Here is a 17,418-nt window from a genome sequence, read left to right on the forward strand (position 1 = left end):
AATATGAAAATCAAACCACTCGGTGAACGCGTTCTTTTGAAACGCATTGAAGAAGACGAACAAGTCCGCGGCGGGATCATTATCCCTGATTCGGCTAAGGAAAAATCTCAGGAGGCAGAAGTTGTCGCCCTGGGCACTGGTAAGAAGGATGACAACGGTGACGTGGTCGCTTTCAACGTCGCAGTCGGCGATAAGGTGCTCCTTCCTCAATACGGCGGCACACCCGTCAAAGTCGATGGTGTCGAGTACATCCTGATCGATGAGGATAGCATTCTCGGCGTGATTGCATAAGTGCACTCCGCATTAAACTCTAAAATATAAAACTAAAGATAACATATTATGGCTAAGCAAATTCTATTTGATGAAGCAGCTCGCAAGAAGATCCTGAAGGGTGTTGAAACACTTTCACGCGCAGTGAAGGTCACACTCGGACCTAAGGGACGCAATGTCTTGATCGACAAGAAATTCGGCGCACCGACTGTCACTAAGGACGGTGTGACTGTGGCTAAGGAAATCGATCTTTCCGATCCTTACGAAAACATGGGTGCACAAATGGTGCGCGAAGTCGCTTCCAAGACTGCAGACTCTGCGGGTGACGGCACCACAACTGCCACTGTTCTTGCCGAAGCAGTTTACCGCGAAGGCATCAAGAACGTCGCTGCGGGTGCGAATCCTATCTACCTCAAGCGTGGTATCGACAAGGCAGTTGCTGCGGCAACTGAAGCGTTCGCAAAGCAAAGCAAGAAGGTTAAAGACCGCGAAGAAATCCGCCAAGTCGCGACTGTTTCTGCAAACTGGGACCGTGAAATCGGCGACATCATTGCAGACGCAATGGACCGCGTCGGTAAGGACGGCACCATCACAGTTGAAGAAGCCAAGGGCATCGAAACATCCCTCGACGTGGTCGAAGGTATGCAGTTCGACAAGGGCTACCTCTCTCCTTACTTCTGCACCGATGCAGAAGCGCAGGAAGTTAACTTCGAAGATGCGCACATCCTCATCCACGAGAAGAAGATCAGCAGCCTCAACGAAATCCTTCCACTGCTGCAAGTGGTTGCTAAGACCAACAAGCCATTCCTCATCATCGCTGAGGACATCGAAGGCGAAGCCCTCGCTGCACTGGTTGTGAACAAGCTTCGTGGCACACTCAACGTGGCTGCGGTTAAAGCTCCTGGCTTCGGCGATCGCCGCAAGGCAATGCTGGAAGACATCGCTGTCCTCACAGGTGGCCGCTGCATCACAGAAGATCTCGGCATCAAGCTTGAGAACGTTCAGCTCAGCGACCTTGGTAAGGCCAAGCGCGTTTCCATCGATAAGGAAAACACCATCATCGTGGAAGGTGCTGGCAAGAGCTCCGATATCCAAGGCCGCGTGAAGTTGATCCGCAAGCAAATCGAAGCCACTTCCTCCGACTACGATCGTGAGAAGCTGCAAGAGCGTCTTGCAAAGATCGCTGGTGGTGTCGCCGTCATCAATGTGGGCGCACAAACTGAGCCAGAGATGAAAGAGAAGAAGGACCGCGTCGACGACGCTCTGCACGCAACCCGTGCCGCTGTCGAAGAAGGCATCCTTCCAGGTGGTGGTGTCGCACTTCTTCGCGCTGCTGGTGCGATCGAGAAGGCTGCGTCTGCACTTGAAGGTGACGAAGCTCTGGGTGCATGGATCGTACGTCGTGCGATCGAGTCACCACTTCGCCAGCTTTGCACCAATGCCGGTGTTGAAGGTTCCCTCGTTGTGGCTGAAGTCCTTAAGGGCAAAGGTTCCAACGGTTACAACGTCGCCACTGGCGAATACGTTGACTTGCTCAAGGCAGGTATCGTTGACCCAGCCATGGTGACACGCACAGCCCTTCAAAATGCTGGTTCCGTTGCCGGTCTGCTACTCACAACTGAGTGCATGATCACCGACGAGCCCGAAGAAGGTGGTTCCGCTGGTGGCGGTATGCCAGACATGGGCGGCATGGGCGGCATGGGTGGCATGGGCGGTATGATGTAATCTCCCTTTTCGGAGATTCATTCGCTCACACCAAGCAATACATTCCAAAGACAAAGTCCCGACCAGAAATGGTCGGGACTTTTTTTGCTAGCATAATTCGTCGAATCCTCCAATAGGAGATTGATTTGCCTAGGGCATGCACTTTTACTCGGCAAAAATTATGTTTCTTTCGCTTCCCATATGAGTCAGTCCAGAGTAGTTGCCGCCGTCGAAATAGGGACGTCCAAAATTGCTGTACTTTTGGGCGAGATAATTGGGGACACAGGTCTCAATATCATTGGTCATTGTGTGAAACCCTCAAAGGGTGTGAAAAAAGGTGAAATTACCGATTTAGACAAAGCCAGTGACTGTGTGCATGCAGCCATCTTACAGGCCGAAGTTAATGCTAAAACCCGTGTCGATGAAGTATATCTCTCGCAAACAGGGCGTCATTTAATCGGTAATTTTCATGTAGGTAGCTCGAATATCAGTTCGCCGGATGGCATTGTCCGTCGCGCAGATTTGGATGCGGCTAAGGAGGATGCCAAGCGACGTTCGTTGCCGCGTGATCGCACCTATATTCATCATATTCAGAATCCCTATACCTTAGATGGCCGCCCGGTGGATAACCCTTTGTCGAAAGAGGGGAGACAGTTGCAAGTTGGTTATTGGTCGGTGCACGGGGACAGCGAGGCAGTCAGTGACAGCCTACGCGTGATTCGTGGTATTGATTTGGATGTGAGTGATATGATTATTTCCAGTATTGCGTCCGGTGTGGTGCTATTGGAAGAGTCGGAGAAAGAGAATGGTGCGCTGGTCATTGATATGGGGGGAGGCACCACTGATTATGTACTCTATCGTAAAGGTTATATTGTTAAGACCGGAGTGGTGCCGGTCGGGGGTGACCATATTACCAATGATTTGAGCATTGGCTTACGTGTGGCACGAAAGAGCGCCGAAGAATTTAAGATTAAGAATGGGCGTGCCTATTATGAAAGTGAAGATCGCGATGCCAAGGTTTGGTTGTTTGGCGATTTGACTATTGGAGACCGCGAATATCCGCTGGCTGCGATCACTAAGATTATTGAAGCGCGGGTGTCTGAGGTCTTTGATATTATCAAAGAACAACTTGAATCTGCGGAGGTTTTCGAACCCAGCGAGATCGCTTCGGGGGTGGTGTTGACCGGAGGCAGTTCGCAATTGAATGGGATTGATGAAGCGGCGCAGCGTCGTTTCGGCTTGGATGCGCGTGTTTCGGAAGGCCCCACCGATGTGGCCGAAGAGCTGCGAGTGCCAGAATATAGCACTACGCTCGGATTGCTGCATTATGCTCTGACCGGTCAGGAAGAAAACCAGCAGACACACAAGCCTTCGGGCTTGTTGCGGCGTTTGACGGGCTTATTTAATTAGTAGAGAACGTGAATACGACGACTGACATATTGTTTAGCCAGGACACTGCGCAGACCGATCTGAAGATTAAGATTATCGGGATCGGCGGCGCGGGCACGAATGCGGTGGATGGACTCAAATTGGATAATTTGGGTGATGTTCGGCTTGCGGCCATAAATACGGATGCACAGGCGCTCAATCAATCACCCATCTCTGAAAAATTGGTGATTGGTCGTTCGGTGACACGTGGTCTGGGAGCCGGCGGCGAGGTTGAGATCGGCAAAGCGGCTGCGGAATCAGATCGCGACGGGATTGCACGTTTAATTGGGGATGTGGATTTAATTATCATGGTGGTCGGGCTCGGTGGGGGCACCGGTAGCGCGGCGGCGGCTGTGGTGGCAGAAGTTGCTGCGAAGACCAATGCGCTAGTGCTCGCCTTTGCGACATTGCCCTTTAGTTTTGAAGGGGCACGGCGTAAGCGCATCGCAGAGGAGAGTGTGGGTGAACTGCGTCAATTGGTGCATGGTTTGATTCCCTTGCCCAACGATGTATTGTTGCAAGAAGGCGAAGAGGATACCAGCGTATTGAACGCGTTTGCAGTGGCCGACCGCTGGATTGGACGTGGGGTGAATTCTCTGTGTGCCATGCTACTGAAGACTGGACTGATTAATCAGGATTTCAGTTCATTGCGCTCTGTATTTCAGGATCGGGGCGGAAAGACTATTTTTGGCACTGGCACTGCGAGCGGTGGCGACTATGTGAAGGATGCACTTGAGGAACTCTTTATATGTCCCTTGCTACACCTCGGCGATCGCCCGGCGCAGTTGGATCGTATTTTAGTCAATGTGATTGGCGGAGCGGATCTGGGCATTGCCAAGGTCAATGAGATTATGACGCAGGTGACAAAGCGTTTCGGATCGCGCGAAGACATCGTTTTTGGTGCTGTTATTGATGAAGGTCGCAGTCAGAGCCTCGAGCTGTGCATCCTCGGCAAAGCAGAAATGGATACCTTTGTGCTGCCCGATGCGGCCGATCCCGTCGCGACTAAGTCAAAGAGAGCTGTGTCGACCGGGCTGGGGCTTGAAACTGAGATTTCGCTGGATACACGCGCGCCGCGCCCTGTCCATACATCTAAATTGCGTAAAAAACTGCCTGATGCGAATCAGGATGAGTTTACCTTTGTTGATAATGAGGATCAGCGTGGTTATTTCGACAAGACAGATCGAAACGATTATAATGATGAAGATCTCGACGTGCCCACTTTCATGCGTAGGGGGATCAAGATAAAGATTAAATAATATGCCTTGGTATATTTATCATGCTCTGAAGCAGTTGTTTCCTTCGGGGCGCTTTTTTTCCTTTTTCTCGTTGATGTCCATCATGGGAGTGATGCTTGGTGTGTGCGTACTCATCATCGTGCAGAGCGTGATGAATGGTTTTGGCGAAGGCATTCGTCAGCGACTGACCGAAACACAGGGGGATATTCGCATTCGATCCAGTGAAGTCATATACGATTGGGAGGACATTCAAGAGTCAGTCATGCAACAGGACGCAGTTGTTGGCGCCTCTCCTTTTGCGGAAGGGGTGATCATGCTGCAGCATCAGAATCGTCCTCAGTTTCCTTTTGTGCGCGGAGTCGAGCCTTGGTCCGATCAGCAGGTAGTGCCGCTGGAGAAGTTTTTGACCATTGGCCAGATGGAGGATTTTGACGACGATGGTGTCTTTTTAGGTGAAGGCCTGGCTTACGCGCTTAAAGCGGGCCCTGGTTCAATTGTTGAAGTCTTTACTCCTTTGATGTTGGAGGCTTTGAAGCAGGACGAAGTCTTATTGCCGCGGGAATTTAAGGTGGTCGGTTTATTTCGTACTGGTTCACCGCAGGTGGATGGCAATACCATGATCACCACGCTGCGGGTGATGCAGGAACTCTACGGTCTGGGGGATGGAGTGCATGGTATTGTGCTCAAGCTGCGGCCTGGACAAGATGCTTACGAGTATAGTGTCGATCTGGAGCGAGAAGTGCTGCGCCCAGGCTTGGATGCGGTCAGTTGGATCGAATCAAATCAGGATTTTCTCTTTGTTATTGCTCAAGAGAAACGGGTGATTTCGTTTATCATCATCTTTATCATACTAGTGGCATCCTTTTCAATTGCGATTGCTTTGATGATGGCGGTGATACGTAAGACACGGGAGATTGGCTTATTGGTCGCAATGGGGGGACGTCCCCATCAGGTCGCCTATAGTTTCTGTTTTCAAGGCTTCATTATCGGATTTGTGGGCACCGCAATGGGAATATTGATGGCTTTGGTTTGTTTGCATTATCGTCGGGGCATTCTTTCGACTTATGCTCAGATCACCAACACGCAGACCAATTTCCTTGGTCAATACGATGTCTATGAAATTCCAGTTCATTTCTTGGCTTCAGACTTTATCATCGTGACATGCTTTGCGCTTGTCATTTCGACACTGGCTGGGCTTTTACCTGCGCTGCGTGCGGCTCGACTCAAACCTGCTGATGCGCTTCGTAGTGAATAGGTCGTCAGAGCTCGGAGGACAGAGGGCAGAGTCCTGACTTAAAAAATAATAGAAGCGAATCGTGAACACATCGACCCAACACCTACTTGAAGCTAAAGCACTCGGCAAAGAATTTCCTGGTGCAGACCAGAGCATTGCGGTGCTCACAGGTGTGGACTTCGCATTGCGGCCCGGGGAGAGTGTGAGTATACGTGGGGAATCGGGTAGTGGTAAATCAACATTGTTGAACGTTCTGTCAGGCTTAGAGCGCGCGGATGCGGGGCAGCTTTTTTGGCAGGGGCAGGATGTCAGTCGCTACTCATTGTCCAAACTGGCAGCTGCACGGACTCGTTTCATGGGCTTCGTCTTCCAAGCTTATTATTTGGCACCTGAATTAAATGCTCTGGAAAATGTCTTGCTGGGCGCGCGTATTGCCGGTCGCGTGGATGCGACTGTGCGCGCACGAGCAGAGGCTCTGCTGGTGCGGGTGGGGCTCAAAGAACGGATGAAGCATGCTTCGACTAAAATGTCGGGCGGGGAGCGTCAGCGTGTGGCCGTGGCGCGTGCATTGATTAACGATCCGCCGCTGGTGTTGGCGGATGAGCCTACAGGCAACTTGGATGAATCGACAGGTTTGGCAGTGATGGATCTTTTGTTGGAAATTGCGGGAGAGGCACAAAAGAGTTTGGTTTTAGTCACACATAATCCCGATTTTGCTGCGCGTACTCAGCGGCAGCTTACTTTACATTGGGGGCAACTGGCTTAAGATTTAGAGCGTCTGAAGCATTGTGTATGAGATGGGGAGAGCCATCGACAATTCAGTGGTGCAAATACAATTTACATATCATGAAATCTCAAAAATTAAGAATTGGATTCATTGGTGCGGGTGCGAACACCCGTAAAATGCATATTCCAGGCTTTCATAAGCTGGAGAATGTAGAGCTGAGTATGGTGGCGAATCGCAGTGTCGAATCTGCACAAGAGGTGGCGAAGAAGGTCGGCATTCAGCGAGTCGCCAAGGATTGGCGAGAGGTGGTGGAGGACCCCTCGATCGACGCGGTGTGCATCGGCACTTGGCCGAATATGCATGCGGAAGTGACCATAGCTGCGCTGGAAAACGACAAGCACGTACTGTGTGAAGCCCGTATGGCTTGTAATCTGGCCGAGGCACGAGCGATGCAGGCAGCTGCGCAAGCGCATCCAGAGCTAGTCGCGCAGATTGTGCCCGCTCCATTTTCGTTGGATTTTGATGCTACGATACGCGAAATGATTCGTTCGGGGAAATTAGGTGATTTGCTCGAAGTGCGAGTCGTGCATACGGCCGGGCAGGCTGCGAGTCCGGATGCTCCCATGACCTGGCGGCAGGATGTTGAATTGAGCGGTCAGAATATACTGACCATGGGGATCATGCATGAAACGGTACAGCGCTGGGTTCAGGATGAGCCCAGCTGGTTACTGGCAGATGGCGCGATTTTTCAAGATCAGCGGCAGTATCCAGGTTCTAAGCAGGTTAAAGAGGTCAAGGTGCCCGATAGTTTGAGTGTGCTCGGGCGGTTTGCAAACACTGGTGCGCGCATGATTTATCATTTCAGCGGTGTTGAGTCTGGTGAGTCGCGGATGGAGTTTCGCTTGAATGGTTCTAAGGGCGGATTGCGCTTCGATGTGGTTCAAACTGCCTTGTTATTTGCCAAGGCCGGTGAGGTAGAAGAGAAAAAAATTACACTATCGCGGGCAGAAAGCAGGGGCTGGCAGGTCGAGGCAGACTTTGTGCGTTCGATCCGTGAAGGGGCGCCTGTACAGTTGACTTCTTTTGAGCAAGGACTGCGTTACATGACATTTACTGAAATGGTGGCGCAATCACTTGCCGCTGATTCACAACGAGTGAATTGGATTCAGTAAATTGTCGTAATGCAGTCTTGCATGTTCGGCTGCATAGTCTCAATACTGTCTCAATAAGAAATATGGACGCCGAAAGCAAAACGAACACGGATATCCGGGAGACCTTTAAGGACTTTCTCACCAGCAAGGGCTTGCGGGTGACGAATCAACGCCTAGCCATCTTTGATGCGGCCTATGAGCATCCGGATCACTTTACGGCGGAGGATTTACTGGACCGCTCACGTGAGATTGATGATTCTGTTTCGCGAGCCACGGTTTACCGTGCCTTACCGATACTTACTGAAAGTGGGCTGATACGTGAGGTCGATGTCGGACGTGATTATAAATTTTATATGGCGAATCGCAACGCCACCACATTTCAAGCACAAGTAATCTGCTTGGATTGTGATAAAATTTTTGAGATCGATGCACCCTTTATGGAATGGTATGGAAAGACTGTAGCGGATAAGCTCGCACTCAACGTGGAGAGTCAGCGCTTACAGGTGACGGCTCGCTGCGAAGAGTTACAAAGTAAGGGCATCTGCAAACGGAGCGGTAAGAAGGCTTCTTAGTTCCGGGGGCGATGGGCATCGCTCCGGTTCTAAGAACCGAAGCTACGGAAAGATCCGAAAGGTAGCCTCGAAACTCAGTTTCGGGGGCGATGGGCATCTCTCCGGTTCTAAGAACCGAAGCTACGGAAAGATCTGAAAGGTGGCCTCGAAACTCAGTTCCGGGGAGCGAGCGGCCTTGCCTCGGTTCCGAGAACCGAAGCGCCCCCACAACATCTCGATTAGCTTCAAACTTTTTTGAATCGGTATTACTCGGCGAGTTCAAATCGCACACCGATCATATTATAGTCGGCGTGCGTGCCTTTTGTGAATTGGGCATTCTTCGGGGGATTTATCATGCGTCCGTCGACAATGATCGGAATGTCTCTGGTTTGATAGCCGGGCGCGCTGAGTCGAGCAGTATAAGCACCGTTTGCTATATTTTTAAGGGGCATTAGATTTCGACCGATCCGTAAATTATCCATCGAGTACGCGAGCGTGCCGTCTGGAGCAACTAACTCGATGGTGGCGCCTGGTCCGCGTGAGCCATATTGGTTGAAGGCCAGGCTCATTTCGTTGGCATAGCGCACACCGACATGCACCACGCCAGGTGCCTTTTCCGTCGCTTTGGGACCCAGCGTAATAAACAGCGAGCCAACGATAGCGGTGAGCACTAAGAGAGCGACGACGACGATTGGGCCTTTAAGTTCGAGAGTTTTTGCCATGCACTAGATGAAATGAGTCGTATCTGTCGGCTTGTCAACTGACGGCGTCTCTGCCGCCCGGTCGGTGTGCTGGATGCTGGGTGGCGCCGCAACGCCGGCGATGTGGGCTGTACTGTATTGATTCCATTTCGTGCTTGTTTCGAGGGGGTAAGGTGTTTTCATCGCCGCTCTTATGAAACGCACCCACCATTGCTCGCAACTCCGTGCATCGGATCAAGGCTCGACCGTCACTCTTTGTGGCTGGGTCGATTCGGTTCGTGATCACGGCGGTATTTTATTTGTCGACCTTCGCGATCGCGAAGGGCTTACTCAAATCGTTCTGGATCCAGCCAATCAGGGACTCGAATCCCAGTTTGGCTCAATCAAGCCTGAATCGGTGATCGCTGTTTCCGGTAAAGTGGAAGCGCGTTTTGGCGGCACAGCCAATGCAAAGCTCGCGACGGGGGAGATCGAAGTGCATGCTGTGGAGCTGGAAATTCTCAATGTTTCCAAGACACCGCCTTTCCCGATGGATGATTCGGCCGATAAGGTGAGCGAAGATTTGCGTATGACGCATCGTTACCTCGACCTGCGCCGCGCCACCAACACCAAGATGCTGCGCATGCGCCACGCCACCAGTCGTGCCATCCGTAACTACATGGACGATCAGGCCTTTATCGAGGTGGAGACGCCGATGCTGTTTAAGAGCACGCCCGAGGGCGCTCGCGAATTCCTGGTGCCAAGCCGCATGAACCCCGGCGCTTTCTACGCGTTGCCTCAGTCGCCGCAGCAATACAAGCAAATGCTGATGGTGGGCGGCGTCGAACGCTACTACCAGCTGGCGCGCTGCTTCCGTGATGAGGATCTGCGTGCGGATCGTCAGCCCGAGTTCACGCAGGTGGATATCGAGCTTTCGTTTATCGATCGCGAGGACATGTATGAGCTGATCGAAGGTCTGATGAAACGTGTCTGGAAGGACGTGATCGATGTGGACATCGAGACGCCTTTTCTACGGATGAGCTATTACGACGCGATGAACCGCTTCGGCGTCGATAAGCCGGACATGCGTTTTGGTCTGGAGTTGGTGGACTGCTGCGAAATTTTCAAAGCTTCCAGCTTCAAGGTCTTTTCGGGTGCCATTAAATCGGGTGGGGCGGTCAAAGCTTTCAATGCCAAGGGCCTCGCTGACCTGACCCAAGGCGAACTCCGCAGCTTGGAAGATTCTGCCAAGGCTCTCGGTGCCAAGGGCCTCGCATTTATCAAGTGTGAAGGGGGCGAATGGAAGTCTCCTATCGTTAAATTCTTCTCCGAAGAAGAAAAAGCCGCACTTAGCGAATTGCTCCAAATCGAAGATGGCGACATCGTCTTCTTCGCAGCCAGCGAGTGGGAACGTGCCTGCACCATTCTTGGCCGTGTGCGTCTGGACGCGGCACAGCTCTTGGTCAAGCGTGGTAAGCTGACCATCGATCCCAACGATTACAAGTTCCTGTGGGTGATTGAGTTCCCACTCATGCTCTTTGATGAGGACGAGGGGCGCTTCGTTTCCTCGCACCACCCCTTCACTTCGCCAGTGCCGGAGGACATTCCTCTATTGGACTCCGATCCTAAGGCGGTGCGTGGTCAGCACTATGATCTGGTGCTCAACGGGGTGGAGCTCGGCGGTGGCAGTATTCGTATTCATCAGCCTGCACTGCAGAAGAAGGTGTTCGAAGACGTGCTCAAGATCCCTGCCGACGTGGTGGAGAGCCGCTTTGGTTATATGCTCAAGGCTTTCGAATATGGTGCACCGCCGCATGGCGGTATTGCCTTTGGTCTCGATCGCATGGTCACCATCTTGACCCAGCGCACCAGTATCCGCGACGTGATCGCCTTCCCGAAGAATCAAAAGGGACAGGAGATGATGACCGCCAGCCCTGGCATCGCCACCGAAAAGCAGTTGCGCGACCTGCATATCAAGGCCGTGTTGCCTAAGAAGGATTCGTGAATTAAGACTGGAACCCGGAGACTGCTCCGGGTTTCTTTATGTCTATGCGCATTTCGCGATTCCTCTCTCTTTCACTCCTCGTTTGTCTGGCTGCCCCTCTGTGGGGGCAGATGACTCCCAACGCCCCGATTAAGAATTTTCGCCTTCCGCGTTTTGGTGATAATGGCTACACCCAGTGGGTGCTGCAGGGGGCGCAAGGCATCTACGACAGCGAGGAGCAAGTAAGAGTCGAGGGCATGGCTATGCGTGTATATTCGGCAGATGAGCGTATGGCCCTAGAACTCACGATGGACAGTCCGCAAGCGACGCTACGCTTGCATGAAAATCGTGCCTATTCAGAGGGGGCTATTGAGATTGTTGGAGCTAATTTTAAGATAACAGGCACTGGTTGGGAATGGTCGGGCGCTACTAAGGAAATTGTGGTTTATCATGACACGGTGGTGCAGTTTACGCAGGATATCGCCAGCGCATTTATGGAGGAGGGGCCCGTTGCCTCCGGATTGGCGAGCCAGACGGAAATTCATAGTGAGCGCTTGATTTTGCGCACAACTGAGGAGGAATACTACTTCGAGTTTACTCAGGATGTTCATGCGGTTTCAGACCAAATGGACTTACGTTGTGAAACTCTGATTGCCTATGCCGATGCTCCTGAGGGGCGGGATACCCGTGTGCCTGCGAATGTTGCACCGAGTGAACTTGATTCCATTCGACAAATCATTGCGCGCGATAATGTGGTGATCCTTCAGGGGGGGAAGACTGTAAAAGCGAATGAGGCTGAGTTTTTTCCGCGCCGCCAAAGCGCTTATTTGTGGGGTGCCGCGAGTGTTGCGACTCAAGGTGCTTATTTGAGTGGTGAGAGTATTCATAGTCAGACTGGCGAAATCCTGATCAAAGGAGCGGCCGATGTGGGGCGCGCTCAGATGATTTTAACGGAAACCGGTGGTCTGGGGATTTTGGGGGCCTCCGCCTTGACCTCGGAGACCATCGTGCTGGCTGATAGCATTACCATGCGAGAGCAGCCATTGGAGAATCACTTCTTTTTTGAAGGCGCAGTAGAGGTGATGTCCGGAGCAGTTCAGATGCGGTCTGCTCGTATGACGATTGTTGCCAATCAGTCGGATGCGGCCGCCAGTGTGCAAGCGGAGCACTCCGACTTGAAGGTGGGTGAAGTTCAAAATATAATTGCTGAGGGGGGCGTCCGTATAGAGCAGGGCAATCAGGTTGCTACAGGTGAGAAGGTTATATTTTATCCTGCCGACGAGCGCGCCCTACTTACGGGAAGCCCGAAGGTGACCAATGGGGAGGCGATTGTTACGGGGCAAATTATGGAGCTGAAGCCGCAACTCGCGATAATTCGTGGTGAGTTGGAGCAGCCCGTTGTTGTGCGTTTACCAGAAATGCCGGATCTGGGTTTTGAAGCGTCCGCTGCCACGGATAGCGCTGTTTCAGAGGATAAATCAACTGTAGATTCGAATGAGGACTTAGAGGAGACGGTGGTGACGAGTCAATTATTGCGTATGATTGAGGGACCGGATCATACAGTATTTCGTTTTACTGATACGGTTACCGTTTCGGCGACTAACCTTGAAACTAGTTGCGATCGTTTGGATGTGACTGCGCGTGAGCAGCCGAATGCAGATGTGGATGCTAGCACCGCTCTGGCAGTTGAGCAGATTGAAGCGCTTGATAATGTAGTGATTCAGCAGACCGGACGTGTGGCGACTGCCAAGAAGGCAACTATTCTACCGCGGGCAGGGCAGGTTGTGCTCGAGGGCGATGTCGTCGTGGAAGATGACCGCGGGCGTGTCAGTGGGCATCGAATGACATTATTACAAGGTCAGCGCCGTGCCATTGTGGAAGGGGGCGGACCTGCTGGAGAGCGAGCTCGCATTACGTTGCCTTCGATGCCGAGTCAGGACTAGCGGAGGGGGTAAAGGCCCTGCATGGCTGAATTGGCCTCGCCGCCCAGCACCGTTCTTAGAGCCGGGCGACAGTGTCGACTCGGCTATAACAGCGGCAACGGGAGAATTGTTTCAGTTGGGTAACGTTTTACGTGTACCCTAAAAGCATTATTTACAATTCGTAATTATTTATTCTATCTAACGATAAATTTTTATGCTAGATGAAAAATCTAGCTATGGAGACGGAGGGGATATTCATTATCGCGCTACCTTCGCGCGCGTTGGGTGTTCTACTTGTTTAAGCAGATATAGTATTCATAAAAATTATACACAGAGTGCATTTATTGGTGGACAGGTTGCCGCTTTTTACATTTTTCGTGGACTATGAATTTCTGGTGGCAGATAAATGATCCAAAATCCCATGTAACTGCCACTATACGGGCAGTTTCTTGGCAGTTATTATTGGGGATCGTGTACATGTTCCTTGGCCAGTTTACCCAGAGATTGAACGTGTTCGAAAAAAGTTGGATTAACCGAGGCGGCTTTGCCGATGCTTGTCAGCAGGTTCGGCAAAATATTATCAATTTGGAGGTTCGAGTTCCCTGCACGGTCGGTGCTCACATTCATTGCGTCGGATCGCGGTTCAATATTGATCGCGGTGTGATACGCGGCCGGGCAGATGTCCCACAGATACGCGCAGACCATCAGCGCTCTGGCATTCTTGTCATCTGGGGCCAGCGCGTCGAGAATTCGGTTCAGACGCTCTTCAGTCAGCTTAGAATAGTTGCCTGCTCTGATCTTGGAAAAGGTAGAGGGGGTCGTGCCTTCTACGCGTTTGGACAGTTCGCGAATGTTGAGGCCTTGGCTCTTCGAGAACTCGTAGATCAGCGCACCAAAGTGGGATTTATTTTGCATAATAATGAGGGTCGTCAGTTGTGGAGGGTCTTGGAGCTTATCTCATTTGTTTTGGTCATATTTTTAACGTTTGGCGGGTTGGCATGAATACTGGTAGAGCTATAATAGGGGATTTCCTTCAGAGAAAGCAATCCCATCGCAAAATTTTCCAGAATTTAGGATAATAAGATGAAATTATTGATTCGAGATATTGAAAAGTTTCTCACTGAAGCCTGTATGGGCACTGAGAACTTGCGCTTAGGGACGTCGGTTGGGAAGTGTCCGGCTGGCTTTTTATGCGCCTCGAGTGCAGATTGCGAGCGACTCAAGTGTATTTTGCGTGTGCTGGTGGATGCGCTTGAGACGGGACGTTTGGGGGCAGATTTTGCTCGTTCGCGCTTTCAGATTACACTGGAACTGCGTGAGACACGGCAACAGTCCTCCGTGGTGGTGGGTATCGGCTTGGATACCGCAGTAAAAAGTGATGCCGCGACTTGCGATGCTAATGTTTCAATCGCCGCGCTGGTGGCAGCAATGCATTTTAAACATGTGGTTCCGTGTTCCCAGTCTGGGCAGACTGTAAGTCTGAGTGCGTATCTGAACGCCATGGGGGGACGTTTGTGGCTAGGTTCTTCGCCAACAGCGGCCGTAAATGTGAACGGGGAGGTGAACGGGGAGCCGTTGGCATGTCAGATCTTTCTTCCTTTAAAATGCTCGCTGTCCTCTTATGTTTCTTAAAACAGAAATTTGTCAAAAAAATGCTATTTATGGAATTGACCTAGGTCTTGTTTTGAGAGATACAGTGCTTAAAAGTTAGCGCTTCGTTTGCCACCATGACTGAATAAAACTATGATCACGCTTAAACATTTTGTTATTTCTACATCGATTGTCTGGAGCCTGACTACGGCAAATGCGCTTCCTGTTTTGCTGCAGGATTTTGAGCTCAACACGTCTGGACTGACGGTGACGCGTGCTCCTGCCGGCGCTGGCTATTCTGCAGAGGCTATTGATAGTGAGGTTCTCGTGCATGCGGATGAGACGACGGAGTCGCAGATTTATCTAGATGCCGATCCCTCAAGTAATGGTGGAGACTATTTTCTCGAGGTAATCATGGATTTTTATGATAGCACTAGTGAGAGTTACCTTCCTTATCAGGGAGATCGCGTGACTTGGAATGATGGTGCTCAGACGGGAGCCTTCGGATCTGGCTTTGGGCACAGTGTTGATGTTTATTTTGACGCTGTTTCAGATGGAGGCGGCTTGATTTATAATTATGAAAATTTTGGTTATACCGATGGGTTTTATTTCCAGCCCACCTTGTTAGCGACTAATAATAGCGATGTGATTGATTCGGGAGGCTTTGGGGTGCGTTTAGTCGATCTCGGTTCTGGTGAGTATGCTTGGCGTGTTGTGGCAGATGGTAATGCTCGGGGCTTCTCAGGAGCGATTGGCGGCTCCTCCTATTATGATATTACGGTTGCTGCGGCTGGTTGGTATAGCATGGAGACAGTTTGGCGTTCAGCCGACGGCCTCATGGTTGATCAGATTAATACACTCTACGACGAGAGTGGTAGTATTGTTTATACAGAAACCATCGAAGATGTAGTCGCGGTTTCTGCAGCAGGTCGAGTGGGTGCCGCTTCGCTTGGCAATGGTGATGAGGGCGGGGTTCCCAGTGCTGTCGGCAGTGTTGCAATCGACAATTTAACCTTAGTTCCGGAAACAAGTGCCTATTCTCTGCTTGCTGGACTAATGGTGCTTACTTTTAGTGTTGCAGGACGTCGTTCAATCACGCACAAACGGAGATCATAATTATGAAGAACAAAATCATCATTTTACTTATCGCGGGTGCTGCGCTGTTGCCGCTCTTTACTACTTTGTTCGATTTGAATGCGACACGTCGTTCGCGGGGTGATGTGAACTTGACCATCGTCACGACTTTCACCGAGAACCCACAAACCACAATTAGCCCGAACTAGTCGTCATAAGCTAGGGCTCGAACTGTAGAGATCGGGGGGGAGCATTTCGAGTTTTCCTTGAGCCTTTTCAGTTTAATTATGATGCGTTGATGCGATTTCTCGATTCGCGCCAGAATGTTTCTGATAGCAGAAGTCTTTCTGGCGCTTTTTTGTACCTACAGACCATTATATTGGTTTTGTTTGCCGTTTGGTCATTGGGGGGGCGAATGGAGGGAGCGATCACTTGGATCGCGGCCTTGAGCTGGTCTTCGTTGTTGGCCTTTGTCCTGTGTCCGCGCCGACTTGCTGTGTTTCAAAAGATCTGGGGCAGCTGGCAATCGTACCTTCCTTTACTGGCATGGCTGATCCTGATCTTCTGGCTGTTACTGGCGCCTTTTAATGCGCAGTGGCGAGTGATTACTGGGCTGGATGGTTCGGTTAGTTTAGAACCTTTAGTGTATTTCTCTGGTTTACCCGCCGCCTTGGTCGAGGCACGCTGTCGTGAATACGGGCTGCTGTTGTCGGGCCTGATGGTGCAGGCGATGGTGTTGTGGCACTTTTTAGAGCGATCGGACTTGCGTCCGTTGCTGACGGTGATTGCTTGGAACTCGATCATCGCGGCTGCGGTTGGCGTGTTCTTTAAATTGGCTGCAGCTGAGAAAATTCTTGGCTTGGCAGAACCGGTGACAGGTTCATTTTTTGCCAGCTTCCGTTATCATAACCATTGGACGGCTTTCGCGTTGCTCTCACTGGGGCAATGTTTGTCATTGGGGGCGTATTGGTATCGTCGTGGGCAACGTAATGTGGATGTGCGTCGTAAACGGCCAGATCTGATTTGGTTTTCGGGGCTGCTATTACTTTCGTTGACACTTCCCCTCACGGCAGCTCGTGCGGGCGTGCTGTTCTTGGTTCTTTTTTGGTTAGGTCTTGCTTGTTGGTTTTTAGTTGGTGGTCGACGTGCTTCGAATACAGCAGATCTAACGGCTCCGCGTCGCTATTGGACCATACTGATTCCCTGTTTCGCTATTGTGATGGTGATCTTTTCGATCTGGGGCGCGCGTCAGGGCTTGCTACCAGAATGGCGTCAAACTCGAACGCAATTGGAGCAAGTGCAAAACCAGAAGTATGAGGATTTGGATCACCCACGTACTGATTCCTGGGGAGACTGCTGGCGTATGCTGCAGGACAGTCCTGTTTGGGGATGGGGGCCAGGGAGTCATCTCTATCTGTATCAGCTCTATGCACGTGAGGAATATCGTTATGAGAGTGGGGTAGTGAAGCATATCAAGGAATTTGCCCACAACGATTTGATGCAGTTTTTAGCTGAGTTGGGCGCGGTCGGACTGTTGTTGTTATTGCTGCCTCCTGCCATGCTGTTCCTGCGCTATAGTCATGGATTGTGGCGCTCCGCTCAGGGGCTCGCTTTATTTTTTCCATGCGTGTTGATTCTAATGCTGGCGAGTTTTGAGTTTCCATTTAGTAATCCAGCTGTGCTGACGCTCTATTTTGTGCAAGCTACGCTAGCCTTTAAATACGCGTGCAATGCAGGGCGGGGGCGTTGGGCTTAGTCTCATGTGGTAGAGCGTGCTCGCCGAGCGCGCCGTTTGCCAACTGAATGCAACAGCCTTAATCATTGCCTCCGCCTAGTGCTTATCTAACGGAATCGGACGGATCGGC

General features: G+C 51.2%; 16 protein-coding genes. 14 read left to right on the forward strand and 2 right to left on the reverse strand.

What is annotated here, in order from left to right; all coding sequences use genetic code 11:
• The first annotated feature begins 3 nt into the window (after nucleotides 1–3).
• The 8 genes from QEH59_RS14995 (at nucleotide 4) to QEH59_RS15030 (ending at nucleotide 8,324) form a co-directional block, all read left to right on the forward strand.
• A complete protein-coding gene (locus QEH59_RS14995) occupies nucleotides 4–291 on the forward strand; it encodes a co-chaperone GroES (RefSeq protein WP_308986194.1) in 288 nt (95 codons plus the stop codon).
• Between the two features lie 48 nt (nucleotides 292–339).
• On the forward strand, nucleotides 340–1,995 hold the full coding sequence (gene groL, locus QEH59_RS15000) for a chaperonin GroEL (protein WP_345785352.1): 1,656 nt from the start codon (nucleotides 340–342) through the stop codon (nucleotides 1,993–1,995).
• Nucleotides 1,996–2,175: 180 nt separating this feature from the next.
• On the forward strand, nucleotides 2,176–3,384 hold the full coding sequence (ftsA, locus tag QEH59_RS15005; protein ID WP_308986195.1) for a cell division protein FtsA: 1,209 nt from the start codon (nucleotides 2,176–2,178) through the stop codon (nucleotides 3,382–3,384).
• Nucleotides 3,385–3,392: 8 nt separating this feature from the next.
• Nucleotides 3,393–4,661 (forward strand): cell division protein FtsZ, encoded by a 1,269-nt coding sequence (locus QEH59_RS15010; protein WP_308986196.1) that lies wholly within the window; start codon nucleotides 3,393–3,395, stop codon nucleotides 4,659–4,661.
• Between the two features lies 1 nt (nucleotide 4,662).
• Complete coding sequence (locus tag QEH59_RS15015) at nucleotides 4,663–5,895, forward strand: ABC transporter permease (protein ID WP_308986197.1); 1,233 nt, start codon at nucleotides 4,663–4,665, stop codon at nucleotides 5,893–5,895.
• A gap of 61 nt (nucleotides 5,896–5,956) precedes the next feature.
• The gene (locus QEH59_RS15020) at nucleotides 5,957–6,640 is read left to right on the forward strand and encodes an ABC transporter ATP-binding protein (RefSeq protein ID WP_308986198.1); all 684 of its coding nucleotides are present in this window, start codon (nucleotides 5,957–5,959) and stop codon (nucleotides 6,638–6,640) included.
• Nucleotides 6,641–6,720: 80 nt separating this feature from the next.
• The gene (locus QEH59_RS15025; protein ID WP_308986199.1) at nucleotides 6,721–7,773 is read left to right on the forward strand and encodes a Gfo/Idh/MocA family protein; all 1,053 of its coding nucleotides are present in this window, start codon (nucleotides 6,721–6,723) and stop codon (nucleotides 7,771–7,773) included.
• Nucleotides 7,774–7,835: 62 nt separating this feature from the next.
• Complete coding sequence (locus QEH59_RS15030) at nucleotides 7,836–8,324, forward strand: Fur family transcriptional regulator (RefSeq protein WP_308986200.1); 489 nt, start codon at nucleotides 7,836–7,838, stop codon at nucleotides 8,322–8,324.
• A 245-nt stretch (nucleotides 8,325–8,569) separates the two neighbouring features.
• On the opposite strand, the gene QEH59_RS15035 is transcribed toward QEH59_RS15030, so the two are convergent.
• Entirely contained in the window at nucleotides 8,570–9,025 is a 456-nt protein-coding gene (locus tag QEH59_RS15035; protein ID WP_308986201.1) for a hypothetical protein, read from the reverse strand.
• A 172-nt stretch (nucleotides 9,026–9,197) separates the two neighbouring features.
• On the opposite strand from QEH59_RS15035, the gene aspS reads away from it, so the two are divergent.
• Together aspS and QEH59_RS15045 are read left to right on the forward strand one after the other, a co-directional pair.
• Complete coding sequence (aspS, locus tag QEH59_RS15040; protein WP_308986202.1) at nucleotides 9,198–10,988, forward strand: aspartate--tRNA ligase; 1,791 nt, start codon at nucleotides 9,198–9,200, stop codon at nucleotides 10,986–10,988.
• A 110-nt stretch (nucleotides 10,989–11,098) separates the two neighbouring features.
• A complete protein-coding gene (locus tag QEH59_RS15045) occupies nucleotides 11,099–12,910 on the forward strand; it encodes an LptA/OstA family protein (RefSeq protein ID WP_308986203.1) in 1,812 nt (603 codons plus the stop codon).
• Between the two features lie 438 nt (nucleotides 12,911–13,348).
• On the opposite strand, the gene QEH59_RS15050 is transcribed toward QEH59_RS15045, so the two are convergent.
• Nucleotides 13,349–13,804 carry a hypothetical protein gene (locus QEH59_RS15050; protein WP_308986204.1) on the reverse strand — a complete coding sequence of 152 codons (456 nt, stop codon included), beginning with the start codon at nucleotides 13,802–13,804 and terminating at the stop codon, nucleotides 13,349–13,351.
• A gap of 168 nt (nucleotides 13,805–13,972) precedes the next feature.
• Here QEH59_RS15050 and QEH59_RS15055 point away from each other — a divergent pair, with 168 nt between their 5' ends.
• The 4 genes from QEH59_RS15055 (at nucleotide 13,973) to QEH59_RS15070 (ending at nucleotide 17,309) form a co-directional block, all read left to right on the forward strand.
• Nucleotides 13,973–14,521 (forward strand): AIR synthase family protein, encoded by a 549-nt coding sequence (locus QEH59_RS15055; RefSeq protein WP_308986205.1) that lies wholly within the window; start codon nucleotides 13,973–13,975, stop codon nucleotides 14,519–14,521.
• A gap of 111 nt (nucleotides 14,522–14,632) precedes the next feature.
• The gene (locus QEH59_RS15060) at nucleotides 14,633–15,595 is read left to right on the forward strand and encodes a hypothetical protein (RefSeq protein WP_308986206.1); all 963 of its coding nucleotides are present in this window, start codon (nucleotides 14,633–14,635) and stop codon (nucleotides 15,593–15,595) included.
• Between the two features lie 2 nt (nucleotides 15,596–15,597).
• Entirely contained in the window at nucleotides 15,598–15,762 is a 165-nt protein-coding gene (locus QEH59_RS15065; protein ID WP_308986207.1) for a hypothetical protein, read from the forward strand.
• Nucleotides 15,763–15,911: 149 nt separating this feature from the next.
• The gene (locus QEH59_RS15070) at nucleotides 15,912–17,309 is read left to right on the forward strand and encodes an O-antigen ligase family protein (protein WP_308986208.1); all 1,398 of its coding nucleotides are present in this window, start codon (nucleotides 15,912–15,914) and stop codon (nucleotides 17,307–17,309) included.
• Nucleotides 17,310–17,418 lie beyond the last annotated feature (109 nt).

This window comes from Thalassobacterium sedimentorum (assembly GCF_031127905.1).
GTDB classification, from domain to species: domain Bacteria; phylum Verrucomicrobiota; class Verrucomicrobiia; order Opitutales; family Coraliomargaritaceae; genus Thalassobacterium; species Thalassobacterium sedimentorum.